Source organism: Pseudomonas sp. (assembly GCF_002796985.1).
Classification (GTDB): domain Bacteria; phylum Pseudomonadota; class Gammaproteobacteria; order Pseudomonadales; family Pseudomonadaceae; genus Pseudomonas.
Map to the genome: position 1 here is coordinate 469,119 of NZ_PEKX01000020.1, position 23,352 is coordinate 492,470.

Consider the following 23,352-nt stretch of genomic DNA (forward strand, 5'->3'; position numbering starts at 1 on the left):
TCCTTGTTTCGACGCCCAGTGAGTCTAGGTGGGAATGCCATTTCACACCCTACAAGGAGCTTCACCGGCGTCACGCCGACCTTTAGTCGTGCGTGGCGCCGGCGTCTTCAGGCGCTCACAGTTGCGCCTGCACCCAGTTGCGAACCTGGGCGTAGGAGTAATCCTCCAGCGTCGCGTAGCCCGGCAGCGTGCGCGCGCGCATGCGGGTGAAGGCCGGCACGCTGATGCCGCAGAGGAAACGCGTCACGCAGTCGGCGCTGGGCTCCAGGCCACGGGCGCTGCGGTACTTTTCCAGGAAGGCGGCGCAGCGGTTGTGCAGTGACTGGCCATCCAGCGGCGGCAGCGCGGGCGGCTCGGGCAGCTGCGCAACGCGGCCGGCGCAGACCGAGCAGTGCCCGCACTGGCGCGGCGCCTGCTGGTCGCCGAAATACTGGGCCAGGCGCCAGCTCAGGCACTCCGCGCTGCCGAGCAATTCGAGCATGGCGCCGATGCGGGCGATCTCGCTGTCCTCGTGGCGCTTGAAGTAGCGGTGCAGCTCCTCGCTCAAATTATCCACAGCGAAGGATGCATCGCGCACCGAGTAGACCTCGGTCATCTGCTTGCTCTCCAGCTCCACCCAGCCGCGCTCCTGGAAGTAATCCAGCGCTTTCACCACCCTGGCGCGCTCCGCGCCATAGCGACTGTAGAGGGTGTCGAAATCCAGCGTCGCCCAGGTCCGCGCCCGCGCCGAACTGGTGAGGATGGCGTCGACGAACTGCCGCCGCTCACCCTCGAAGTGACCTAGCAGCGCGGCGGAGTCGATGAGCAGCTTGTAGCGATATTCGGCGAAATAGGCGAAGCGCGGGGCGATGATGCCGCGCAGCTCCAACTGCACCAGCAGCGTCTTCAGCGGCAACTGGCGGATGTTGGACTGGTCCGACAGCGGCACCAGCATGGTTTCCCATTGGCCGCCCTCCTGATCTCCGGCCGCCTGGCGGATTTCCTCCAGCACATGGCGGATGCCTTCGCGCTCGGGCGTGTCGCCGTAGACGAAGTTCTGCAACACGTTGAGGCTGTCGCGGTTGGCCAGCACCAGGCATTCCGAGCGCTGGCCGTCACGCCCAGCGCGACCGATCTCCTGGCTGTAGTTCTCCAGCGACTTGGGCAGGTCGTAGTGCACCACCTGGCGGATGTCGCTCTTGTCGATGCCCATGCCGAAGGCAATGGTGGCGACGATGCAATTCAGCCGGCCTTCCATGAAGCGGCGCTGGATATCTTCGCGCACCGGGTGCTCCATCCCGGCGTGGTAAGCACTGGCAGGAATGCCGCGTGCGGCCAGGTGCTCGGCGATCTCCTCGGCGGTCTTCTGCTGGGTGACGTAGACGATGGCCGGCTGCCCGGCGCGCTCACCCAGCCACTCCACCAGCCGCGCGCGGCGGGCAACACTAGCGACCGGCTCGACCTGCAGGTCGAGGTTGGCGCGGTAGAAGCCGGTGGTGACCACGTCGGTCTCGGCGATGGCGAACTTGGCGCGCATGTCGTCTATCACCGCCGGTGTCGCCGTGGCGGTGAGCAGCAGCACCTGGGGAATGCGGAACTGCTTCTGGTAGTCCGGCAACTTCAGGTAGTCGGGACGGAAGTTGTGGCCCCATTCGGAGATGCAGTGCGCCTCGTCCACCACCAGCAGGGAAATCGGCACCTCGCTGATGAAGTTGCGGAAGCGCTCGTTCTTCAGGCGCTCCACCGAGATCATCAGCACCTTCAGCTCGCCGCTGCGCGCGCGGGCCATGGTCTGCGCCGTTTGCTCGCGGCTTTGCGCCGAGTCGATGCTGGCAGCAGCGATGCCGAGGCGAGCGAGGAAGGCGAGCTGGTCCTGCATCAGCGCCAGCAAAGGCGAGATCACCAGGGTCAGGTGCGGCAGTAGCAGCGCCGGCAACTGGTAGCACAGCGACTTGCCCGAACCGGTGGGGAAGATCGCTGCCGCCGAGCGCCCGGCCAGCACCGCACTGACGGCGGCCTCCTGGCCGGGGCGGAACTGGCGGAAGCCGAAGACGCGTTCGAGGGTGTCGTGCATGGGGATAACTCCTTTCATGGGCGTCCACCCAGCCTAGGAACCGATTTTGTAGGAGCGAGCTTGCTCGCGAACAGCCCAACTCCGGTTCGCGAGGCCGAATCCGTTCCCTACGAAGAGCAGCTCGGAGCAGGACCGTTCTCAGGCGCCAATGAAAAAGCCGCCCGAAGGCGGCTGTTTCGCAGAACAGGCTCGCTTACAGCTGCGGGCCAGCGTTCTTGATGGCGTCACTCACGTCGAACTTCTTGAAGTTCTCGATGAACTTGCCGGCCAGGCCCTTGGCGGCTTCGTCGTAGGCAGCCTTGTCTTCCCAGGTGTTGCGCGGGTTGAGCAGGTTGGTCTCGACGCCCGGAACGACCTTGGGTACGTCCAGGTTGATGATGTCCAGGTGCTCGGTCTGCGCACCGACCAGAGCGCCGCTCTGGATGGCAGCGATCACGCCACGGGTAGTCGGGATGTTGAAGCGCTTGCCAACGCCGTAGCCACCACCGGTCCAGCCGGTGTTGACCAGGTAGACCTTGGAACCGAAGGCCTTGATGCGCTTGATCAGCAGCTCGGCGTAGACGCCGGCCGGACGCGGGAAGAACGGCGCGCCGAAGCAGGTGGAGAAGGTCGACTTGATGCCGCCGCCCGAACCCATTTCGGTGGAACCGACCAGCGCGGTGTAGCCGGACAGGAAGTGGTAGGCCGCCTGTTCGTTGTTCAGGATCGACACCGGCGGCAGAACGCCAGTCAGGTCGCAGGTCAGGAAGATCACGGCGTTCGGTTCGCCGCCGAGGTTCTGCTCGGAACGCTTCTCGACGTTCTCCAGCGGGTAGGCCGCGCGGGAGTTCTGGGTCAGGCTGTCATCGGCGTAGTCCGGGGTGCGGTTGTCGTCGAGGACGACGTTTTCCAGCACGGCGCCGAACTTGATGGCTTTCCAGATGACCGGCTCGTTCTTCTCGGACAGGTCGATGCACTTGGCATAGCAACCGCCTTCGATGTTGAACACAACGCCTTCGCCCCAGCCGTGCTCGTCGTCGCCGATCAGGTAGCGGCTTTCGTCGGCGGACAGGGTGGTCTTGCCGGTGCCGGACAGGCCGAAGAACAGGGTGACATCGCCTTCTTCGCCGATGTTGGCGGCGCAGTGCATCGGCAGCACGTCTTTTTCCGGCAGCAGGTAGTTCTGCACACCGAACATGGCCTTCTTCATTTCACCGGCGTAGCGCATGCCGGCGATCAGCACTTTCTTCTGGGCGAAGTTGAGGATCACGCAGCCATCGGAGTTGGTGCCGTCACGCTCGGGCACGCACTCGAAGTTGGCGACGTTGAGGACCTGCCACTCGTCGCGGCCAGCCGGGTTGTACTGCTCGGGCTCGATGAACAGCGCACGGCCGAACAGGTTCTGCCAGGCGGTGCCGGTGGTCATCTTCACGGCCAGGTAGTGGTCGTGGGCCGAACCTACATGGACGTGGGAAACGAAATGGTCCTGGGCGTTATTGAAGGCCTGGACACGGTCCCACAGGGCATCGAACTTGTCGGCCGGGAACGGACGGTTGATGGCGCCCCATGCGATGAAGTCCTGGCTGCCCGGCTCTTCGACGATGAAACGGTCGGCAGGCGAGCGGCCGGTGCGGTGGCCGGTTCTCACGACCAGCGAGCCGTTGTCGGCGAGTTCGCCTTCGCCGCGGCGAATGGCTTCCTCGACCAGTTGGGCAACGCTGATGTCGGTGTAAACGGCTTTATTGGCTTGCGTCATGTGGGTCCCCGTCGGCCGAAGCCGAGTCCTCCAAACATTGCGTAGTGACTTTCTATTCCCACTACCGCGGAAAAAAGTCGCGGGATTATGCCAGAAAAGAACTGTTCTCGTGCAGCCTCTGATCTGGCGAGAGCGCCATTGGTGCGGCTATCGGACAGATAGAAGCGGTCAATGGCGGGTTTCTGACGGTGTCTGACTCCCGCCGCCCGAGAACAGTTGGGCAACGTCCGATCCGTCGAAGTGATAACGCTGATTACAGAACTGGCAGTCGATGACGATCTCGCCATCCTCCTCGGCCAGCAGACGTTCGGCGTCTTCCTGCCCAAGACTGACCAGCGCGTTGGCCGAGCGTTCCCGCGAGCAGCTGCAGCGGAACACCAGCGGCTGCGCTTCGAACAGGCGCACATCATCCTCGTGGTACAGGCGGTGCAGCACGGTGGCGTTGTCCAACCCCAGCAGCTCCTCGGCGGAGAGGGTGTCGGCCAGGGTGGTGACGTGCTGCCAACTGGCTTCCCGCGACTCGGCGTCGCGCAGGCGATCGGCCGGCAGTTGCTGCAGCAGCAAACCACGGGCGCGACGGCTGTCGGCGTTGAGCCAGAAGCGGGTCGGCAGTTGCTCGGAGGTGGCGAAATAGGTCGACAGGCAGTCGGCCAGGGTCGCGCCTTCCAGCGGCACGATGCCCTGGTAGCGCTTGCCGTTCTTCGGGTCGACGGTGAGGGTCAGCACGCCGTGAGGCATCAGCTCGGCGAGGCCGGCGGTATCGCCGATGGAGTCCGCGTCATAGCGGGCCAGGCCGCGCACTTCGCGGTCGCTGGAGCACTCCACCATCAGCAGCGGCACGGCGCCGTTGGAACGCGCCTGCAGGACCAGCAGGCCGTCGAACTTCAGGGTGCCGCACAGCAGAGCGGCAGCGGCGAGCATTTCACCCAGCAACTGGGCGACCGGCTGCGGATAGGGGTGTTTGGCTAACACTTCGGCGTAGCTGCGGTCGAGCTCCACCAACTCACCACGGACATCGGTGTTGTCGAACAGAAAACGCTGACTTTGATCGATCTGAGACATGCTTTGCACAACGCTGGGAGAGGCACAAATAAATGACAAGTTAATGGCAAAGGCCTATAAAGCGCGCTTTGCAGCACCCACCCAGACTCGGTGAGTTCCGTAAGGGGGTATCGATTTTATGGACAAAACCACGCCGTTCCAAGCCACCTGGTCTTGGAAGCCCTTCATCGCCTGCCACCTGATGGCGCTCGCCCTGCTTCTGCTGTGGCTCTGGGAGCCCACTCGCAGCGCGATGGACCTGTTCGATTTCAGCCTGTTCAGCCTGCTCAACCAGCCGCTGGCGACCAACGAAGCCTGGCGCCTGTCCTGGGCCGTAGCCAGCACCCGGCCGTTCGACCTGCTGGTCGGGGTGATCCTGCTGCTGCTGATGATTCGTGGCGACTGGATCTTCAAGGCAACCCAGGTCCGCGCAGCGACCTTCGGCTTTTTATGTGCGGCCGTGGTGCTGGTGGTCGTACGCATTCTCTACGCGAAGATCGCCCACAAGCTCGGCTGGCAGCACGCGAGCATTTCCAGCATCGCGCCGGATGCCGTGCGCCTGGAACACTTTTTCCCGCAGTGGGAAGACACACCCTTCGAGGTGAAGGACGAATCGGCCCGCAGCTTTCCCGGCGACCACGCCTCGGTGCTGCTGATCTGGGCGTTGTTCCTCACCCTGTTCGCCCGCACCGCCCTGCAGTGGGTGGTGGTCTGGGGTCTGGCGCTGCTGTTCATGCTGCCGCGCCTGGTGGCCGGCGCCCATTGGGGCCAGGACGACTACATCGGCGGCGTGCAGATGGCCCTGGTGGCCCTGGCCTGGGGCTGCTTCACGCCCTTCGCCGCCGTGGCCAGCGCTGCACTGGTGCGCTGGACCAACCCGCTGTTCCGCCTGGCGGCGAAAATCCCGCTGCTCAATCGCCTGAGCGTCGTCGCCGCCTGAGCCGTTGGCCGGTGCCCGCCAGGTGCGCCGGCCATTACTCTCGACGAGAGCATCGGGATATATCCCACAGCGATCTTCCGCGTTTCTTCGTGGTCAATGGAGCATCATCGCTCTCCCCCGACCGGAGACCCTCAAGGAGTTCGCCTCGCCATGCTGATCGAAACCCGCGCCATCCTGCTCGACATGGACGGCACCCTGGTGCAGTCCACCGGTGCCGTCGAACTGGTCTGGGGGCTCTGGTGCCAGCGCCACGGTGTACTGCTCGAAAACGTGCTCTCGATGTGCCACGGGGTGCGCTCGGAGGACGTGATCCACCACGTCGCACCGCACCTGGATATCGAAGCCGAACTGGTCGCACTGAATCAGCTGGAGTTCCAGCACGCGATGCAGGGCTCGGTGATAGTCGCCGGCGCCGACCGCTTCCTCGGCACCCTGGTCGGCCAGCCCTGGGCGGTGGTGACCTCCGCCAGCCGCAAGGTCGCCCTGGAGCGCCTGGCGATCTGCGGCCTGCCCCTGCCGGACGTGCTGGTCGGCTCCGATGACGTCAGTGCCGGCAAGCCGGACCCACAACCTTATCGGCTCGGCGCCCAGCGCCTGGGCCTGGTGGCGCAGGACTGCCTGGCCTTCGAGGATGCGCCGGCCGGCGTGCAGAGCGCGCTGGACGCTGGCTGCCAGGTGATTCAGATCGGCACCGGCAGCGCCTTCGATCCGCGCGTGCGCGCCGTGGTGCCGGACTGGTCAGAGCTGAGCCTGAAGGCGGCGGACGGCAAACTGCTGATCGAGCTGCCCGCTCACTCCTGATCGCGGAAGTTGAACAGCTGGCGGCGCTGCTTCTTGGTCGGCCGCCCGTCGGTCTGCACACCCAGCGCGCCAGCCTTGCGCAGCGCCGAAGCGTCCTCGCGGCGCTTCACGCTGTCAGCGGTTTCCTCGTACAGCAGCTGTGCTTCGGGTGCGCCACGACGGACCATGGACAGCGCCTTGACCACCACCGTGCGCTCGTCGAAGCCGGTGCGGATCACGTATTCCTCACCGACCTTCGGCTCCTTGCCCGGCTTGCAGCGATCGCCCCGACAATGCACCTTGCCACCGTCGATGGCTTCCTTGGCCAGGGAGCGGGTCTTGTAGAAGCGCGCCGCCCACAGCCACTTGTCCAGGCGATTCCTGTCGTCATCTTTTTCGCTCACGTCACCACCTCGTCATGCGGGTCTGAGAGTGTACCCCGCGCCCCGCTGGCGGGGCACAATCGGCCTGACTAGAATGCCGGCAAACGCCGGGGATGCCTGCCTTGAAGACTTTCGACCAGCTGTCGGTAATTGGTCTGCGCGAATGGATCGCCCTGCCCGAACTGGGCATGGTCGGCCTGCGCGCGAAGATCGATACCGGCGCCAGCACCTCCACCCTGCACGCCAGCGACATCGTGCCGTTCGAGCGCGACGGGCAGAGCTGGGTACGCTTCGTCGCCCACCTGGGCACCCAGGTGCAGCGCCGCCATCGCTGCGAAGCACCGGTGGTGACGATGAAGACCATCAGGAGCTCCAACGGCCAGGCCCAGACCCGCTACGTGATCCGCACCCTGCTGGCTTTGGGCGATGGCGCCTGGCCGGTGGAGTTCACCCTGGCCTGCCGCAAGACCATGCGTTACCGCGTACTGCTAGGCTCCAAGGCTCTGGTTCAGGGGCAGCTGGTGGTCAACCCCGGCCTGACCTACGTGCAAGACAAACCCCTCATCATGGTTCCCGCCACCCTCCCAGGTGATCAATGAAAATTGCTGTGCTGTCGCGCAATCCGCGTCTGTATTCCACCCGTCGTCTGGTGGAGGCCGGGCAGCAACGCGGCCACGAGATGGTGGTGATCGACACCCTCCGTGCCTACATGAACATCGCCAGCCACAAGCCGCAGATCCATTACCGCGGCCAGGTGCTGGAAGGCTTCGACGCGGTGATCCCGCGCATCGGTGCCTCGGTGACCTTCTACGGCTGCGCGGTGCTGCGCCAGTTCGAGATGATGGGCGTGTTCCCGCTCAATGAGTCGGTGGCTATCGCTCGCTCCCGCGACAAGCTGCGCTCGCTGCAGCTGCTCTCGCGCAAGGGCATCGGCCTGCCGGTGACCGGCTTCGCCCACTCGCCCGACGACGTGCCGGACCTGATCCAGATGGTCGGCGGCGCGCCACTGGTGATCAAGCTGCTGGAAGGCACCCAGGGCATCGGCGTGGTGCTGTGCGAGACCGAGAAGGCCGCCGAATCCGTGCTGGAGGCCTTCATGGGGCTCAAGCACAACATCATGGTGCAGGAGTACATCAAGGAAGCCGGCGGCGCCGATATCCGCTGCTTCGTGGTCGGCGACAAAGTGATCGCGTCGATGAAGCGCCAGGCGGCAGCCGGCGAGTTCCGCTCCAACCTGCACCGCGGCGGCAGCGCCAGCCTGATCAAGATCACCCCGGAAGAACGCATGACTGCCATCCGCGCCGCCAAGGTGATGGGCCTGCACGTCGCCGGCGTCGACATCCTGCGCTCCAACCACGGCCCGCTGGTGATGGAGGTGAACTCCTCGCCGGGCCTGGAAGGCATCGAGACCACCACCGGCAAGGACATCGCCGGGGTGATCATCGAGTACCTGGAGAAGAATGGCGGGCCGCATCTGGCGCGCACGAAGGGCAAGGGGTGAGCCGGGGCTTTCGCGACGCATGCGGCGCGACAGGGATGTCAGGAACAAACGCTCATGTAGCGCTCTTCAGCACGGAGCGGGGCTCTGCCCTCACCCTAACCCTCTCCCAGAGGGAGAGGGAACTGATCGGCGCAGGTTGAAACGGCGTCATCAGCCGGCTCGAACGGCTCCCTCTCCCTCTGGGAGAGGGCTGGGGTGAGGGCAGGCATGGCAACCAATCCAACCGAAAGCACGTGGACCATCGTTGCCCTACGGCCCCCTTCGCGAGCAATAACGATGACGTCCCCCTCGCTCCTACAGTTTCTTCTGCCGTAATCGGAGTCCAGCCATGCCCGCTTCCCGCCCCCACGCCGAACTCACCTGGTCGCCCATCGAGGGCCGCGTCGCGCTGGTTGCGCCGGCCTCGGCGATTGCCGAGGAGGTGCTGGAAGCCACCCTGCGCCAGCTGGAGGTGCAGGGCATCGACTACCACCTGGGCGAGCACGCCGACGCGCGTTATCGCTACCTGGCCGGCACACCGGAGCAGCGCCTGGAGGACTTCCACGCCGCCTTCGAGTTGGAAGACGTCAGCGCCGTCTGGTGCCTGCGCGGTGGCTACGGCTGTGGGCAACTCGTTCCGCAACTGGACTGGCAGCGCCTCAAGGCCGCGTCACCGCGGCCGCTGATCGGCTTCTCGGACATCTCCATCCTGCTCAGCGCCTTCCACCGCCAGGGCCTGCCGGCGGTCCACGGCATGGTCGCCACCGGCCTCGGTCTGCAACCGCTTAGCGCACCCAGCGAGCAGCGCGAACGCCTGGCTTCGCTGGCCTCGATCAGCCACGTGCTGGCTGGTGGTTCCGGCAAGCTGGCAGTGCAGCACCTGGCGGGGCCGAAGGCAGCGGTGGAAGGCGAGCTGATCGGCGGCAACCTCACCGCGCTGGCCTGCATGGCCGGCACCGAAGGCGCGCTGTACGTGCCGGACGGTGCGATCCTGATCCTCGAAGACGTCGGCGAACCCTACTACCGAATCGAACGCAGCCTCTGGCAACTGCTGAACAGCCTGGATGGCGCGCAGCTGGGCGCGATCTGCCTGGGCACCTACACCGATTGCCCGCGCAAGGGCGTTGCCCACAGCCTGGAAGAAATCTTCGCCGAGTACGCCGCGCAACTGGGCGTGCCGCTCTACCACGGCCTGCCCAGCGGCCACGGCGCGCACAACCGCGCCTGGCCCTATGGGCGCCGGGCGGTTCTGCAAGGCAAATCCCTACGCTGGGATTAATGTGCGTCGCGCGGCAGCAGCAGGCCCAATGGCAGGCAGACGCGCGCTTCCACGCCGCCGCCTTCGCGGTTACGCAACTCGATGCTGCCGCCGTGCTGTTCGGCGATGCGTTTGACGATGGCCAGCCCGAGGCCGGTGCCCTTGCCGCCGCGCGCTTTGTCGCCACGGAAGAAGGGGTTGAAGATGTTGTCCAGCTCCTGCGGATCGACGCCAGCACCACGGTCCAGCACGCTGAGTACCACGTAGGGCGCACCGCCGCCGCCGGCCACGTGGGCCGCCACTTCGACCTTGCCGCCGCCGTGGTTCAGGCCGTTCTCGATCAGGTTGCCCAGCAGGCGCTTGATCGACACCCGACGGAAGCGGAACAGTGGCAGTGTTTCCAGGCACAGGCGCACGCGGTTACCGTTCTGGTTGAAGGCATCGGCCACTTCGCGGATGAGGTCGGCGAGATCGCCCTCTTCCACCGACTCGTCGCGACCATCGCGGATGAAGGCGAGGAACTGATCGAGGATGGCATCCATGTCCTCGATGTCGCGGACCATGTCCTCGACCATCTCACGATCGCTGTCGGGCATCAGCTCCAGCGACAGGCGCAGGCGCGTCAGCGGCGTGCGCAGGTCGTGAGAAACCCCGGCCAGCATCAACTCGCGCTCACGCCCGCCCTGCTCGACGTCGTCGGCCATCTGGTTGAATGCGCGGTACACCTCGGCCATCTCGCTGGGCGTTTCCGGCCCCAGTGGCAGGCGCACGCTGCGGCCCTTGCCAAACTCGCGGGAGGCAAACACCAGACGCTTGAGCGGCTGGCTGAGCAGGCGCACGAAGATCCAGGCGGCCGCCGTGGACAGCAGGCCGATGCCGAGGAACCAACCGAGCACGCTCCAGATCTGCTGGCCGCGCAGCGGGTGCGGGTAGAGCGGCACGCCGATCCAGCCATCCCCCAGCGAGGGCGCGTGAACCCAGAGCATCGACGGATAATGGATGCGCAGGCGCGTCTCGGTGTCCATGCCCAGTTCCATGCGCATCTGCCGCTGGAAGATCTCCGTGTACGGCCAGTGCACTTCCTCCGGCTGCCCCTGCTCGTGAGGCGCCCACTTCAGCCCGGCGGACTGGGCGATGGCTTCCCGCGATTTTTCGTCCGCCGCCCAGTAGGCACGCACGGTCAGCGCCGCGCCGTGGCTGTACTGGCGGTCGACCAGCATGTCTTCGTTCATCAGCAGGTAGACCAGGGTCAGCGCCTTGGAGAACAGCACGACGATGAGCACCAGCCAGAGGGTGCGGGCGAAGAAGCTTTGCGGGAACCAGAGGGGTGTTTTCAAGAAGGCGTTACCAGGAAGCACAACCTGTAGGAGCGAGCTTGCTCGCGAACCCGCATCGGCATGAGGGTTTGTTCGCGAGCAAGCTCGCTCCTACAAAAGAACCATCACTTGCGCGCCGCGCCGTCCGGCACGAACACGTAGCCCACGCCCCAGACGGTCTGGATATAGCGCGGCTTCGACGGATCGGGCTCGATCAGCCGGCGCAGGCGGGAAATCTGCACGTCGATGGAGCGCTCCAGGGCGTCCCACTCGCGGCCACGGGCCAGGTTCATCAGCTTGTCGCGGGTCAGCGGCTCGCGGGCGTGCTGCACCAGGGCCTTGAGCACGGCGAACTCACCCGTGGTGAGCATGTGCACTTCCTCGCCCTTCTTCAGCTCGCGGGTGGCCAGGTGCAGTTCGTAGTCGCCGAAGGTGACGATCTCGTCCTCGCCCGCCGGTGCGCCCGGCACCAGCGGCGCCTGGCGACGCAGTACGGCCTTGATCCGCGCCAGCAGCTCGCGCGGGTTGAATGGCTTGGCGAGGTAGTCGTCGGCGCCTTGTTCCAGGCCGGAGATGCGGCTGGCCTCGTCGCCCTTGGCGGTGAGCATGATGATCGGGATCTGGTTGTTCGACTCGCGCAGGCGCTTGCATGCGGAGAGGCCATCCTCGCCGGGCATCATCAGGTCGAGCACCACCAGCTGGAACAGTTCACGGGCCAGCAGGCGGTCCATCTGCTCGGTGTTTTCGACAGCGCGAACACGGTAACCCTGCTCATCGAGGAAGCGTTCCAGCAGACGGCGCAGGCGCGCGTCGTCATCGACCACGAGGATCTTTTCGCCTTCCGGCAGGGTGGCAGCGTTGCTCATGGAAACTCCCAGAATCTGATTCGGCGGGCATTATCGCCCAGCCGCCGCGCATCACGGCTTGTCCATTGTTAGCAGATTTTTCCCCGACCAGTCGCCCACCCGGTGAAATTGTCGCGGGTATAATGCGGCGCTTTTGCGGCGGGGCGTTGTCACAGGCGCTGTCGAATGACCGGAAAACCCGGTCCAGATGCTCTGTTATGAGCCTGTTCATGATCTTGCGAGCTAGAGCAGAACAAGGCGAGGACAGCTGAGATAGCGGAGTTGACTGCAGTCAATGAGCATTTCTCAGTTGGCCTCAACGCAGTTATGCCGACGCGCAGCAGATCATGCGCCCCGTATTTCGTTGGTTTCACCAGGTGGATTTATGGACAGCATCAACACCCGTATCGCCGAAGAGCTTTCCGCACTGCCCTCCGGCCGCGTTCAACCGCAGCAAGTCGCCGCTGCCGTCGCCCTGCTCGATGAAGGCTCCACCGTCCCCTTCATCGCCCGTTACCGCAAGGAAGTCACCGGCAGCCTCGACGACACCCAGCTGCGCATGCTCGAAGAGCGCCTGCGCTACCTGCGCGAACTGGACGAGCGCCGTGGCGCGATCCTCGCCAGCATCGAGGAACAGGGCAAGCTGACCCCGGAACTGGCCCGCGAGATCAACCTCGCCGACACCAAGACCCGCCTCGAAGACCTCTACCTGCCCTATAAGCAGAAGCGCCGCACCAAGGGCCAGATCGCCCTGGAAGCCGGCCTCGGCGAGCTGGCCGACGCACTGTTCAACGACCCGAGCCTGACCCCGGAAACCGAAGCCGCGCGCTTCGTCGATGCCGAGAAGGGTTTTGCCGACACCAAGGCCGTGCTCGAAGGCGCCAAGTACATCCTCATGGAGCGCTTCGCCGAGGACGCCACCCTGCTCGACCGCCTGCGCGTATTCCTCAAGGACAACGCCACCCTGACCGCGCGCATGGTGCCGGGCAAGGAAGCCGAAGGCGCCAAGTTCAGCGACTACTTCGAGCATGACGAACCGCTGAAGAGCGCCCCGTCGCACCGCGCTCTGGCGATCTTCCGTGGCCGCAACGAAGGCATCCTGAGCGTTGCCCTGAAGGTCGGCGAAGAGCTGCCGGGCACCTCGCACCCCTGCGAAATCATGATCGGCGAGCGTTTCGGCGTGTCCAACCAGGGCCGTGCGGCCGACAAGTGGCTGTCCGAAGTGGTGCGCTGGACCTGGAAGGTCAAGCTCTACACCCACCTGGAAACCGACCTGCTCGGCGAGCTGCGCGAAGGCGCCGACGCCGAGGCGATCAACGTCTTCGCGCGCAACCTGCACGACCTGCTGCTGGCTGCCCCGGCCGGCCCGCGCGCCACCCTGGGCCTCGACCCGGGCCTGCGCACCGGCGTGAAGGTCGCCGTGGTCGATGCCACCGGCAAACTGCTGGATACCGCCACCGTTTACCCGCACGTACCGAAGAACCAGTGGGACCAGACCATCGCCGTGCTCGCCGCGCTGTGCGCCAAGCATCAGGTGGAACTGATCGCCATCGGCAACGGCACCGCCAGCCGCGAGACCGACAAGCTGGCCGCCGAGCTGATCAAGAAATACCCGGCGCTCAAGTGCACCAAGATCATGGTCAGCGAGGCCGGTGCTTCGGTGTATTCGGCCTCGGAACTGGCCGCCAAGGAGTTCCCGGGGCTGGACGTGTCGCTGCGCGGCGCCGTCTCCATCGCCCGCCGCCTGCAGGACCCGCTGGCCGAACTGGTGAAGATCGAACCGAAATCCATCGGCGTCGGCCAGTACCAGCACGACGTGTCCCAGCTGCAGCTGGCGCGCAGCCTGGACGCGGTAGTGGAAGACTGCGTGAACGCCGTCGGCGTGGACGTGAACACCGCCTCCGCTGCCCTGCTGGCGCGAATCTCCGGCCTCAACAGCACCCTGGCGCAGAACATCGTCGCGCACCGCGATGCCAACGGCGCCTTCCGCACCCGCGACGACCTGCGCAAGGTCAGCCGCCTGGGCGACAAGACCTTCGAACAGGCCGCCGGCTTCCTCCGCGTGATGAACGGCGACAACCCGCTGGACGCCTCCGCGGTACACCCGGAAACCTACCCGCTGGTGCAACGCATCGCCGCCGACACCGGCCATGACGTGCGCTCGCTGATCGGCGACTCGGGCTTCCTCAAGCGCCTGGACCCGAAGAAGTTCACCGACGAGCAGTTCGGTCTGCCCACCGTCACCGACATCCTCAAGGAACTCGACAAACCTGGCCGCGACCCGCGCCCGGAGTTCAAGACCGCCGAGTTCCAGGAAGGCGTCGAGAGCCTCAAGGACCTGACACCAGGCATGGTGCTCGAAGGCGTGGTGACCAACGTCACCAACTTCGGCGCCTTCGTCGACATCGGCGTCCACCAGGACGGCCTGGTGCACATATCCGCGCTGTCGGAGAAGTTCGTCAAGGACCCGTACGAAGTGGTCAAGGCCGGCGACATCGTCAAGGTCAAGGTCATGGAAGTGGACATCCCGCGCAACCGCGTCGGCCTGTCCATGCGCATGAGCGACACCCCCGGCGAGAAAGTCGATGGTCCGCGTGGCGGTGGCCGTCCCGGCAACGGCGCGCCGCGTGGAGAACGCAGCGCCCCGCGCCAGCAGGAGCAGGCCCCGGCGAACAACGCCATGGCCTCGCTGTTCGCCAACGCCAAGCAACTGAAGAAGAAGTAAGGAAGGTCCATGAGCGAGATGCCCGCCCGCGAACTGATGATCAGCCGCTTCAGCGAAACCATCGGTGTGCAGCCGATCCGTGTCGCTGATGGCGAAGCCGAGGTGCTGCTGCCGATGGCCGAGCACCTGCGCAATCGGGGCAACGTCATGCACGGCGGCGCGCTCTTCACGCTGATGGACATGACCATGGGCCTGGCCTGCTCCAGCGCCCATGGTTTCGACCGGCAGAGCGTCACCCTGGAATGCAAGATCAACTACATCCGCGCGGTCGCCGAAGGCGAAGTGCGTTGTGTGGCCAAAGTCCTGCACGCCGGGCGCCGCTCGCTGGTGGTCGAGGCCGACATCCACCAGGGCGACAAGCTGGTCGCCAAGGGACAAGGCACCTTCGCCCAGCTGTAAATAGCAGCGCGACATCTGACCTATGCTGTAGGCCTGCGCCCTAGGATTTACGGGCGCCGGCGCAGCGCCTGAAGCAACCCAGGCGACCACGCCGGTGGTGTTCTCCCCTTGTAGACCGCCCAGTCCACCCCCATAGTGGGGCGATTGCCGTGTGAAGGACTTCCAACTTGAGCGACCAACTCTCCCGCCGCCTGGCCCTGCTTGGCGATGCCGCCAACCTGTCCCTGCTCACCCAGTGCCTGCACGGTATCGAACGCGAGTGCCTGCGCGTCGATGAACGCGGCAAGCTGGCGCTGACCCCGCACCCGCGCGCCTTGGGCTCAGCGCTGACCAACTCGCAGATCACCACGGACTACTCCGAGTCGCTGCTGGAGTTCATCACCGCGACCTCCACCAGCGTCGAGAAGACCCTGGAAGAGCTGGGTGAAATCCACCGTTTTGCCAGTGGCAAGCTCGACGGCGAATACCTGTGGAGCCCGTCCATGCCCTGCGAGCTGCCGGATGAAGAGACCATCCCGATCGCCCGTTACGGCAGCTCCCATATCGGCCGCCTGAAGTACGTCTACCGCAAGGGCCTGGCCCTGCGTTACGGCAAGACCATGCAGTGCATCGCCGGCATTCACTACAACTTCTCCCTGCCCGAAGGCATCTGGGAGCTGCTGCGCCAGGAAGAAGGCAGCGAGAAGAGCGCGCGGGACTTCCAGTCGCACCGCTACATCGCGATGATCCGCAATTTCCGCCGTTACAGCTGGCTGCTGATGTACCTGTTCGGTGCCTCGCCAGCGCTGGACGCCGGCTTCCTGCGCGGCCGCCCGCACGGCCTGGAAGCCTTCGACGAACACACCCTCTACCTGCCCTACGCCACCAGCCTGCGCATGAGTGACCTGGGTTACCAGAACAACGCCCAGGCCGGCCTGACACCCTGCTACAACGACCTCGACAGCTACATCGACAGCCTGCGCCGCGCGGTCAGCACGCCTTATGCGCCGTACGAAAAGGTTGGCACCAAGGTCGACGGCGAGTGGGTGCAGCTCAACACCAACATCCTGCAGATCGAGAACGAGTACTACTCGAGCATCCGCCCGAAACGCGTCACCTACACCGGCGAGCGCCCGATTCAGGCGCTGATGGCCCGTGGCGTGCAGTACGTCGAGGCGCGCTGCCTGGACATCAACCCCTTCATGCCGCTGGGCATCGACGTTACCGAAGCGCGCTTCCTCGACGCCTTCCTGCTCTACTGCGCGCTCTCCGACAGCCCGCCGCTGGGCGGCTGCGAGTGCGGCTCGGCCACCAGCAACTTCCTCAAGGTGGTCAAGGAAGGTCGTCGCCCCGGCCTGAAGCTGGAGCGCGGCGGCCAACAGATCGAGATGAAAGACTGGGCCAATGGCCTGCTCGACGCCATCGCGCCGATCATCGCATTGCTCGACCGCGCCAACGACAGCCGCCGACACAGCGAAAGCCTCGCCGAGCAGCGCGCCAAGGTCGCCGATGCCGACCTGACACCTTCGGCGAAGGTATTGGCGGAGATGCGCGAGCGCGGTGAAAGTTTTGAGGCCTTTGCCCTTCGCTACAGCCGCGAGCATGCGGCCACGCTGCAAGGCGAACCACTGTCGGCGGAAGAGCAGGCACGCTTCGAAGGCATGGCCAGCCAATCCCTGGCCGAACAGGCGGAGCTGGAAAAGCAGCCTGAAGGTGATTTCGACACCTTCGTCGCCGCCTACCAGGCGAGCATCCTCGGCCTCATCAGCGTCTGACCACGCAAGAAAATGCTGACGAGCAGCTCATAGAGTTCTGATCGGCAACCTGCGAACTCCGGGGGGAGAATTATCCCCTCCTGCGGATCCCGACCGGCCCAGCCGGCGCGATCCGCGCCAGTTGCGCAGGAAAACCGCTATGTCTCCCCTATCTCCCCCATGGACACTCCATCAGTTGGAGATCGCCTATCGACTGGGCTATCTCGAAGCCGTGCTCGGCCGCCCGGCACGCAGTCCGACCCATGAAGTCCTCGCCGCCAGCTGGGAGGCCGGCTGGCAGGATGGCGCCGAACGGCGGCGCAACTGGCAAATACAGCATGCCGCGCTCAGCACCACGCCATACCTGACCGCGCAGCTCAGGCGGGCGGTGCCGGAAGGCCAGGCCTGATCAGAGCGTCTTTTCGAACACCTGCGAGTTGCGCTGGTAGTTGTACAGCGACGCCCGCGCCGCCGGCAGGCGGTCGACGCTGCTGGGCTGGAAGCCGCGCTCGCGGAACCAGTGGGCGGTGCGGGTGGTAAGCACATAGAGGGTCTTCAAACCCAGGTTGCGCGCGCGCTGCTCGATGCGTTCGAGCAGATCGTCGCCGCGTCCGCCGTGGCGGTACTCCGGGTTCACCGCCAGGCATGCCAGCTCGGCCGAATCCGAGTCGGCGATGGGGTAGAGCGCCGCACAGGCGATGATCAGCCCTTCGCGCTCGACGATGCTGAACTGCTCGATCTCGCGCTCCAGCACTTCGCGGGAACGGCGCACCAGGATGCCCTGCTCTTCCAGCGGGCGAATCAGCTCCAGCAACCCGCCGACATCCTCGATGCCCGCCTCGCGCAATTGCTCGAACTGCTCCTGGGCGACCAGGGTGCCGTTGCCAGTGCGGGTGAACAACTCACTGAGCAGCGAGCCATCCTCGGTGTAGCTGACGATGTGGCTGCGGCGTACGCCTGCGCGGCAAGCCTGCGCGGCGGCATCCAGCAGCTCGCCCTGGTAGCTGGTGCCGAGGCGTTCCAGATGCGCCGGCACCTGCTGCGGGCGCAGTTCGCGCACCAGCTTGCCGGCGTCGTCCATCAGGCCGCGTTCGGCTCCGTAGAGGATCAGCTTGTCGGCACCCAGGTCGATGGCCGCACGCATGGCCACGTCCTCGCAGGCGAGGTTGAAGATTTCCCCGGTGGGCGAATAGCCCAGCGGCGAAAGCAGCACGATGCTGCGCTCGTCGAGCTGGCGGTTGATGCCCTTGCGGTCGATCCGCCGCACTTCACCGGTGTGATGGTAATCGATGCCGTCGACCACGCCGATCGGCCGCGCAGTGACGAAGTTGCCGGCCGTCACGCGTAGGCGAGAGCCCTGCATGGGCGAAGCGGCCATGTCCATGGACAGCCGCGCTTCGATGGAAATACGCAGGCTGCCGACGGCGTCGATCACGCAGTCCAGGGTCGGCGCATCGGTGACCCGCAGGCCCCGGTGGAAGCGCGGCGCCAGCCCGTGGGAGGCCAGGCGCGCCTCGATCTGCGGGCGCGAACCGTGCACCAGCACCAGGCGCACGCCCAGGCTGTGCAGCAGCACCAGGTCGTGGACGATATTGCCGAAATTGGGGTCTTCGACACCCTCGCCGGGGAGCATCACCACGAAGGTGCAGTCCCGGTGCGAATTGATATAGGGCGAGGCGTGGCGCAGCCAGTTGACGTAGTCGTGCATTGCTTGAAAAGCCTGTCGTTCGAGTGGGCGGAAAGCTGTCGGATGCGGCCGGAGCACGGCCAGGGGCGGCGCGGTTATCGTCGTCGCAGGAACATCGACAGGTTTCTCCTCTTGGATAGGTCGGGCCCGCTACCGGGGCGCTCTACAGGCAACTCTTCATCAACAGTTTTTGCGGACCGCCGCGCAGACTGCTCTTCATAAACAGTAATGACGGATCAGTCCGCGCAGCAGTTCCACGCATGGCTCGATGCGGTCGAGCTCGAGGTGTTCGTCCGGCTGGTGGGCGCAGGCGATGTCGCCGGGGCCCAGCACCAGGGTCTGGCAGCCGAGCTGCTGAAGATACGGTGCTTCGGTGCCAAAGGCTACCGCTTCCGCCGCGTGGCCGGTGAGACCTTCGGCCAGCCGCACCAGCTCACTCTGCGCCGATTCCTCGAAGGGCGGCACGGCGGGGAAAAGCGGCGCGTAATCGATCTTCACGTTGTGCCGCTCCGCGACCGGTTTCAGCCGCTCGCGGATCGCCTGGCGCAAAGCTTCGGGCTGCATGCCGGGCAGCGGGCGCAAGTCGAACTCCAGCGCGCACTGGCCGCAGATGCGGTTGGGGTTGTCGCCGCCGTGGATGCAACCCAGGTTGAGGGTCGGCTGCGGCACGCTGAACTGCGGATTGTTGAACTCACGCTGCCACTGGCTGCGCAGGCCCTGCAACTCACCCATGACACTCTGCATCGCCTCCAGCGCGCTGCGTCCCAAACTCGGGTCGGAGGAATGGCCGCTCTGCCCGAGGATGTCGATGCGCTCCATCATCACGCCCTTGTGCAGGCGGATCGGCTTGAGGTTGGTCGGCTCGCCGATCACCGCCGCGCGCCCCAGCGGCCGCCCCGCCTCGGCCAGCGCACGGGCACCGGCCATGGAGCTTTCCTCGTCGCAGGTGGCGAGCAGGATCAGCGGTTGCCTGAACGGCCGCTTCTGGTTGGCGTGCAGCAACGGCAGCAGCGCCTCGATGACCAGGGCAAAAAAGCCCTTCATGTCACAGGAGCCCAGGCCGAACCAGCGGCCGTCGCGCTCGTCCAGGCCCAGCGGGTCGCTTTTCCACAGCGCTTCGTCATAGGGCACGGTGTCGGTGTGCCCGGCCAGCACCAGGCCGCCGGGGCCGCTGCCCAGGGTGGCGAGCAGGTTGAACTTGCCCGGTGCCACCGGCTGCATCTCGCAGGCGAAGCCCAGGTCCACCAGCCAGTTGCCCAGCAGTTCGACCACCGGGCGGTTGGACTGGTCCAGCGCGGGCTGGGTACAACTCACCGAGGGAATCGCGATCAGCTCGGCGAAGCGTTGTTTCAGGGGCGGCAACGGCATGGCGTCCTCCGGTAGGTTGGCTCCCACTATGGACCATGCGGCGGTGCGGTAAAACCTCGCGGCGCCCGGCAGGAACGCCGAAGTCCTGTAAACTGCAGGACTTTGAAGTCTTTTTCGCGCCCGTCGTTCCGCCCTTCGCACAATAGGTTGGGAAATCGGGCGCGGCCGCTCTGAACCGGACCCCCACCATGCAGAAAGAAACCGAAATCAAATTGCGCGCCAGCCGCGAGACCCTCGAAGCCCTGCGCGAGCATCCCGCGCTGAAGAAGCGCAACAAATCCGGCTGGGAGCCCCGCGAGCTGTTCAACCAGTACTACGACACCCCGGCCCGCGACCTGGCCCGCGCCCGCGTGGCGCTGCGCCTGCGCAAGGACGGCGAGCAGTTCATCCAGACCCTGAAGACCCGTGGCCAGAGCGTGGCAGGCCTGTCCGAGCGCAACGAATGGGACTGGTACCTGGAGAAGAACAAGCTCGACCTGAAGAAACTCGACGACCAGTGCTGGCCGGCCGAGCTGGCCGATCTGGACAAGAAGAGCCTGAAGCCGATCTTCAGCACCGACTTCACCCGCCAGCGCGCCGAGATCGCCTGGGGCCGCGGCAAGGCCAAGGTGGTGATCGAGGCCGCGCTGGACCTGGGCAAGGTCATCGCCGGCAAGCAGCAAGAGGAAATCTGCGAGCTGGAACTGGAACTGCGCCAGGGCGAGCCCGAGGCGCTGCTGGAGCTGGCCATCGAGCTGGCCGCTGACCTCGCGCTGATGCCCTGCGACATCAGCAAGGCCGAGCGCGGCTATCGCCTGTTCGACCCGGCCAGCTACAGCGTGCAGCCCGACACCCAGAAGCTACTGCATGAAACCCCGCTGGATGGCGCCTTCGCCGCACTGTCCTGGTCGCTGCTGGGCAGCAGCCAGCGCCTCGCCGAGCAATACCGATTCAATGGCCACTGGAGCCTGCTGGAAAGCTGGCTCCAGCAACTGGTCGATTTGCGCGCCCTGCTCGGCAGCCTCGGCCAGGCCGTGCCGCGCGCCAGCACCCGCGAGCTGCGCGCCGCCCTCGACGCGCTGATCGCCGACTGGCAGCCGCGCATCGAACAGGGTCGCCATGACGAAGCCGTGCGCCAGCAGATGCCGGCCGCCTTCCTCGAGGAACTGGCCCATGTGCGCTGGGGTCAGTTCTCCCTGAGTACCTCGCGCTGGCTGCTGGGCATGGCCTGGACTGCCGAGCGCAACGAACGCGCCAACCGCCTGGGCGGCTCCGCCGTCGGCAAGTGGCTGCAGCGCACCCTGGCCGAAGAGGCCCAGGCCATGCCGCTGCAACGCGCCCAGCAACTGCCCGAAGTGCTCGCCGACCAGTTGCCGCGCCTGCAGCGCATGCTGGTCTGGCTGCGCCTGGCGCGCAGCGTACTGGAGCTGCCGGAAACCGATCGCCTGTACGGCGAACTGGCCAAGCTGCAGGAACTGCTCGTCACGCCCGACGCCGAGGGGCGCCTGGATGCCCTCGCGGCCCAGGCCCATACTGTGCTGACCCTCAAGCCGTGGAAGGCGCTTTTGAAATAAGCTTCAGCAGAGCGGCGCGCCCGGAGCTCTTCGTAGGAGCGAGCTTGTGACCCACAGGGATGTGGGGAATGCCGTTATCCGTAGGGAATGGATTCGGCCTCGCGAACCTGGTTGGCACGGTGCCGGGTATGGTTCGCGAGCAAGCTCGCTCCTACAGAAAGCCGGCCTGTCGCTCCCGCCACGACCAACAGGAGTCCGCATGTCCGTCTTTGCCCCATCCGCCCAGGACCGTCTGCTCGATCTGGGCGACATCCTGCGTGAGCTGGTCACCCAGGGCCGTGTCGCCCAGGATGACGCCGAGCAGTGCCTGGCGATCCGCCGCAGCGCCGTGAAGAACCAGCAGCACCCGCTGGAGTTCCTCGCCGCGCAGCAGGTCGAGGACCGTCAGCACCCGGGGCGCAAGCTGGACCTGGAAACCCTGGTGCACTGGCTGGCGGACTATTCCGGCCAGCCCTACCTGCGCATCGACCCGCTGAAGATCGACGTCGCCGCGCTGACTCCGCTGATGTCCTACGCCTTCGCCCAGCGCCACCAGATCCTCGCGGTGGCGGTAGGCCCGGACGAAGTCACCATCGCCAGTGCGCAGCCCTTCGTGCATGCCTGGGAGAGCAACCTCACCCACGTGCTCAAGCGCCCGATCAAGCGCGTGGTGGCCAACCCAGTCGACATCCAGCGCTTCACCGTAGAGTTCTACCGCCTGGCCAAGTCGGTCAGCGGCGCCACCAACAAGGACCAGAAGATCAGTGGCATCGGCAACTTCGAGCAGTTGCTCAACCTGGGCGCCAGCGACCAGGAGCCCGATGCCAACGACGCGCACATCGTCACCATCGTCGACTGGCTGTTCCAGTACGCCTTCCAGCAGCGCGCCAGTGATATCCACATCGAGCCGCGCCGCGAGCAGGGCACGGTGCGCTTCCGTATCGACGGCGTGCTGCACAACGTCTACCAGTTCCCGCCGCAGGTCACCATGGCGGTGGTCAGCCGCCTGAAATCCCTGGGCCGGATGAACGTCGCCGAGAAGCGCAAGCCGCAGGATGGCCGGGTGAAGACCAAGACCCCGGACGGGGCCGAGGTGGAACTGCGCCTGTCGACCCTGCCCACCGCCTTCGGCGAGAAGATGGTGATGCGGATCTTCGACCCCGAGGTGCTGCTCAAGTCCTTCGACCAGTTGGGCTTCTCCCCGGACGACCTGCGTCGCTGGGAGACCATGACCAGCCAGCCCAACGGCATCATCCTGGTCACCGGCCCCACCGGCTCGGGCAAGACCACCACGCTCTACACCACGCTCAAGCAGCTGGCGACCGACGAGGTGAACCTCTGCACCATCGAGGACCCGATCGAGATGATCGAGCCCTCGTTCAACCAGATGCAGGTCCAGCACAACATCGACCTGACCTTCGCCAGCGGCGTGCGCGCCCTGCTGCGCCAGGACCCGGACATCATCATGATCGGCGAGATCCGCGACCTGGAGACCGCCGAGATGGCGATCCAGGCGGCACTCACCGGCCACCTGGTGCTCTCCACCCTGCACACCAACGACTCGCCCACCGCCATCACCCGTCTGCTGGAACTGGGCGTGCCCTACTACCTGATCCGCGCCACGGTGCTCGGCGTCATGGCCCAGCGCCTGGTGCGCACCCTCTGCCCACACTGCAAGGCGCCGATGGAGCTGCACGAGGAGGACTGGCAGGAAGTCACTCGTCCGTGGAACGCTCCGCTGCCCACCGGCGCGCAGCAGGCTGTCGGCTGTCTGGAATGCCGCGACACCGGCTACCGCGGGCGCGCGGGCGTCTACGAGATCATGTTGCTCAGCGAGTCACTGAAAGAGCTGATCACCGCCGACACCGACCTCATCCCGCTGCGCCGCCAGGCCTTCAAGGAAGGCATGCGCAGCCTGCGACTGTCCGGTGCGCAGAAGGTCGCGGCGGGCCTGACGACCATCGAGGAAGTGATGCGGGTGACGCCACAGAGCGAGCAGAAGTAAGCCTCCCTTCAGTCGTCGGAGGCAAAGCCCGCAGGCGACTGTTGCACTTTCCTGCATACCACCTGGCGCGAC

At 65.7% G+C, this 23,352-nt stretch carries 19 protein-coding genes; 11 read left to right on the top strand and 8 right to left on the bottom strand.

The genetic code is table 11. The annotated features are described in order from the left end of the window. Positions 1-115: 115 nt before the first annotated feature. The 3 genes from CTR55_RS24465 to hslO form a co-directional block, all read right to left on the bottom strand. Positions 116-2,053 (bottom strand): ATP-dependent DNA helicase RecQ, encoded by a 1,938-nt coding sequence (locus CTR55_RS24465; RefSeq protein WP_296290152.1) that lies wholly within the window; start codon positions 2,051-2,053, stop codon positions 116-118. A gap of 193 nt (positions 2,054-2,246) precedes the next feature. Then, the gene (locus tag CTR55_RS24470) at positions 2,247-3,788 is read right to left on the bottom strand and encodes a phosphoenolpyruvate carboxykinase (protein ID WP_296290154.1); all 1,542 of its coding nucleotides are present in this window, start codon (positions 3,786-3,788) and stop codon (positions 2,247-2,249) included. 168 nt (positions 3,789-3,956) lie between these two features. Beyond that, positions 3,957-4,850, bottom strand: a complete 894-nt coding sequence (hslO, locus tag CTR55_RS24475) for an Hsp33 family molecular chaperone HslO (RefSeq protein ID WP_296290156.1) — start codon at positions 4,848-4,850, stop codon at positions 3,957-3,959. A 118-nt stretch (positions 4,851-4,968) separates the two neighbouring features. On the opposite strand from hslO, the gene CTR55_RS24480 reads away from it, so the two are divergent. Further along, positions 4,969-5,769, top strand: coding sequence for a phosphatase PAP2 family protein (locus CTR55_RS24480; RefSeq protein ID WP_296290158.1), 801 nt, complete (start codon positions 4,969-4,971; stop codon positions 5,767-5,769). A 150-nt stretch (positions 5,770-5,919) separates the two neighbouring features. Next, the gene (locus tag CTR55_RS24485) at positions 5,920-6,570 is read left to right on the top strand and encodes an HAD-IA family hydrolase (protein ID WP_296290160.1); all 651 of its coding nucleotides are present in this window, start codon (positions 5,920-5,922) and stop codon (positions 6,568-6,570) included. Here CTR55_RS24485 and CTR55_RS24490 read toward each other — a convergent pair. Further along, positions 6,561-6,953 carry a S4 domain-containing protein gene (locus tag CTR55_RS24490; protein ID WP_296290161.1) on the bottom strand — a complete coding sequence of 131 codons (393 nt, stop codon included), beginning with the start codon at positions 6,951-6,953 and terminating at the stop codon, positions 6,561-6,563. The two genes, CTR55_RS24485 and CTR55_RS24490, sit on opposite strands and share 10 nt — an antisense overlap. A 101-nt stretch (positions 6,954-7,054) precedes the next feature. Between CTR55_RS24490 and CTR55_RS24495 the strand changes: the two genes are divergently transcribed. From CTR55_RS24495 to CTR55_RS24505, 3 genes are all read left to right on the top strand, one after another. After that, on the top strand, positions 7,055-7,531 hold the full coding sequence (locus CTR55_RS24495) for an ATP-dependent zinc protease (protein WP_296290162.1): 477 nt from the start codon (positions 7,055-7,057) through the stop codon (positions 7,529-7,531). Continuing rightward, complete coding sequence (gene rimK / locus CTR55_RS24500; RefSeq protein WP_296290164.1) at positions 7,528-8,433, top strand: 30S ribosomal protein S6--L-glutamate ligase; 906 nt, start codon at positions 7,528-7,530, stop codon at positions 8,431-8,433. Before CTR55_RS24495 ends, rimK begins: the two co-directional genes overlap by 4 nt. Positions 8,434-8,761: 328 nt before the next feature. Continuing rightward, entirely contained in the window at positions 8,762-9,691 is a 930-nt protein-coding gene (locus tag CTR55_RS24505; RefSeq protein WP_296290165.1) for an LD-carboxypeptidase, read from the top strand. On the opposite strand, the gene CTR55_RS24510 is transcribed toward CTR55_RS24505, so the two are convergent. Next, on the bottom strand, positions 9,688-11,007 hold the full coding sequence (locus CTR55_RS24510) for an ATP-binding protein (protein WP_296290167.1): 1,320 nt from the start codon (positions 11,005-11,007) through the stop codon (positions 9,688-9,690). The two genes, CTR55_RS24505 and CTR55_RS24510, sit on opposite strands and share 4 nt — an antisense overlap. Positions 11,008-11,111: 104 nt before the next feature. Further along, positions 11,112-11,852 (bottom strand): two-component system response regulator OmpR, encoded by a 741-nt coding sequence (ompR, locus tag CTR55_RS24515; protein ID WP_015479409.1) that lies wholly within the window; start codon positions 11,850-11,852, stop codon positions 11,112-11,114. 364 nt (positions 11,853-12,216) lie between these two features. Here ompR and CTR55_RS24520 point away from each other — a divergent pair, with 364 nt between their 5' ends. The 4 genes from CTR55_RS24520 to CTR55_RS24535 all read left to right on the top strand — a co-directional run bounded on the left by CTR55_RS24520 (position 12,217) and on the right by CTR55_RS24535 (position 17,097). Then, a complete protein-coding gene (locus tag CTR55_RS24520; protein WP_296290169.1) occupies positions 12,217-14,556 on the top strand; it encodes a Tex family protein in 2,340 nt (779 codons plus the stop codon). Positions 14,557-14,565: 9 nt separating this feature from the next. Next, positions 14,566-14,955, top strand: coding sequence for a PaaI family thioesterase (locus CTR55_RS24525; RefSeq protein ID WP_088420109.1), 390 nt, complete (start codon positions 14,566-14,568; stop codon positions 14,953-14,955). A gap of 167 nt (positions 14,956-15,122) precedes the next feature. Next, positions 15,123-16,709, top strand: coding sequence for a glutamate--cysteine ligase (gshA, locus tag CTR55_RS24530; RefSeq protein WP_296290171.1), 1,587 nt, complete (start codon positions 15,123-15,125; stop codon positions 16,707-16,709). Between the two features lie 139 nt (positions 16,710-16,848). Next, entirely contained in the window at positions 16,849-17,097 is a 249-nt protein-coding gene (locus tag CTR55_RS24535; protein WP_296290174.1) for a hypothetical protein, read from the top strand. Here CTR55_RS24535 and argA read toward each other — a convergent pair whose 3' ends face one another. Then, positions 17,098-18,396: an amino-acid N-acetyltransferase gene (gene argA / locus CTR55_RS24540; protein WP_296290175.1), complete on the bottom strand. Its 1,299-nt coding sequence runs from the start codon at positions 18,394-18,396 to the stop codon at positions 17,098-17,100. A 195-nt stretch (positions 18,397-18,591) separates the two neighbouring features. Next, a complete protein-coding gene (argE, locus tag CTR55_RS24545) occupies positions 18,592-19,743 on the bottom strand; it encodes an acetylornithine deacetylase (RefSeq protein WP_296290177.1) in 1,152 nt (383 codons plus the stop codon). 188 nt (positions 19,744-19,931) lie between these two features. Between argE and CTR55_RS24550 the strand changes: the two genes are divergently transcribed. Together CTR55_RS24550 and CTR55_RS24555 are read left to right on the top strand one after the other, a co-directional pair. Beyond that, entirely contained in the window at positions 19,932-21,296 is a 1,365-nt protein-coding gene (locus tag CTR55_RS24550; RefSeq protein ID WP_296290179.1) for an inorganic triphosphatase, read from the top strand. 199 nt (positions 21,297-21,495) lie between these two features. After that, a complete protein-coding gene (locus CTR55_RS24555) occupies positions 21,496-23,280 on the top strand; it encodes a GspE/PulE family protein (protein ID WP_296290181.1) in 1,785 nt (594 codons plus the stop codon). Positions 23,281-23,352 lie beyond the last annotated feature (72 nt).

What these genes read in the sequence shown, in the direction of transcription:
- ompR (WP_015479409.1), bottom strand. Translation starts at nt 11,852, where the DNA reads ATGAGCAACGCTGCCACCCTGCCGGAAGGCGAAAAGATCCTCGTGGTC.
- argE (WP_296290177.1), bottom strand. Translation starts at nt 19,743, where the DNA reads ATGCCGTTGCCGCCCCTGAAACAACGCTTCGCCGAGCTGATCGCGATT.
- argA (WP_296290175.1), bottom strand. Translation starts at nt 18,396, where the DNA reads ATGCACGACTACGTCAACTGGCTGCGCCACGCCTCGCCCTATATCAAT.
- CTR55_RS24520 (WP_296290169.1), top strand. Translation starts at nt 12,217, where the DNA reads ATGGACAGCATCAACACCCGTATCGCCGAAGAGCTTTCCGCACTGCCC.
- CTR55_RS24470 (WP_296290154.1), bottom strand. Translation starts at nt 3,788, where the DNA reads ATGACGCAAGCCAATAAAGCCGTTTACACCGACATCAGCGTTGCCCAA.
- rimK (WP_296290164.1), top strand. Translation starts at nt 7,528, where the DNA reads ATGAAAATTGCTGTGCTGTCGCGCAATCCGCGTCTGTATTCCACCCGT.
- hslO (WP_296290156.1), bottom strand. Translation starts at nt 4,850, where the DNA reads ATGTCTCAGATCGATCAAAGTCAGCGTTTTCTGTTCGACAACACCGAT.
- CTR55_RS24550 (WP_296290179.1), top strand. Translation starts at nt 19,932, where the DNA reads ATGCAGAAAGAAACCGAAATCAAATTGCGCGCCAGCCGCGAGACCCTC.
- CTR55_RS24525 (WP_088420109.1), top strand. Translation starts at nt 14,566, where the DNA reads ATGAGCGAGATGCCCGCCCGCGAACTGATGATCAGCCGCTTCAGCGAA.
- CTR55_RS24485 (WP_296290160.1), top strand. Translation starts at nt 5,920, where the DNA reads ATGCTGATCGAAACCCGCGCCATCCTGCTCGACATGGACGGCACCCTG.
- CTR55_RS24535 (WP_296290174.1), top strand. Translation starts at nt 16,849, where the DNA reads ATGTCTCCCCTATCTCCCCCATGGACACTCCATCAGTTGGAGATCGCC.
- CTR55_RS24555 (WP_296290181.1), top strand. Translation starts at nt 21,496, where the DNA reads ATGTCCGTCTTTGCCCCATCCGCCCAGGACCGTCTGCTCGATCTGGGC.
- CTR55_RS24465 (WP_296290152.1), bottom strand. Translation starts at nt 2,053, where the DNA reads ATGCACGACACCCTCGAACGCGTCTTCGGCTTCCGCCAGTTCCGCCCC.
- CTR55_RS24505 (WP_296290165.1), top strand. Translation starts at nt 8,762, where the DNA reads ATGCCCGCTTCCCGCCCCCACGCCGAACTCACCTGGTCGCCCATCGAG.
- CTR55_RS24480 (WP_296290158.1), top strand. Translation starts at nt 4,969, where the DNA reads ATGGACAAAACCACGCCGTTCCAAGCCACCTGGTCTTGGAAGCCCTTC.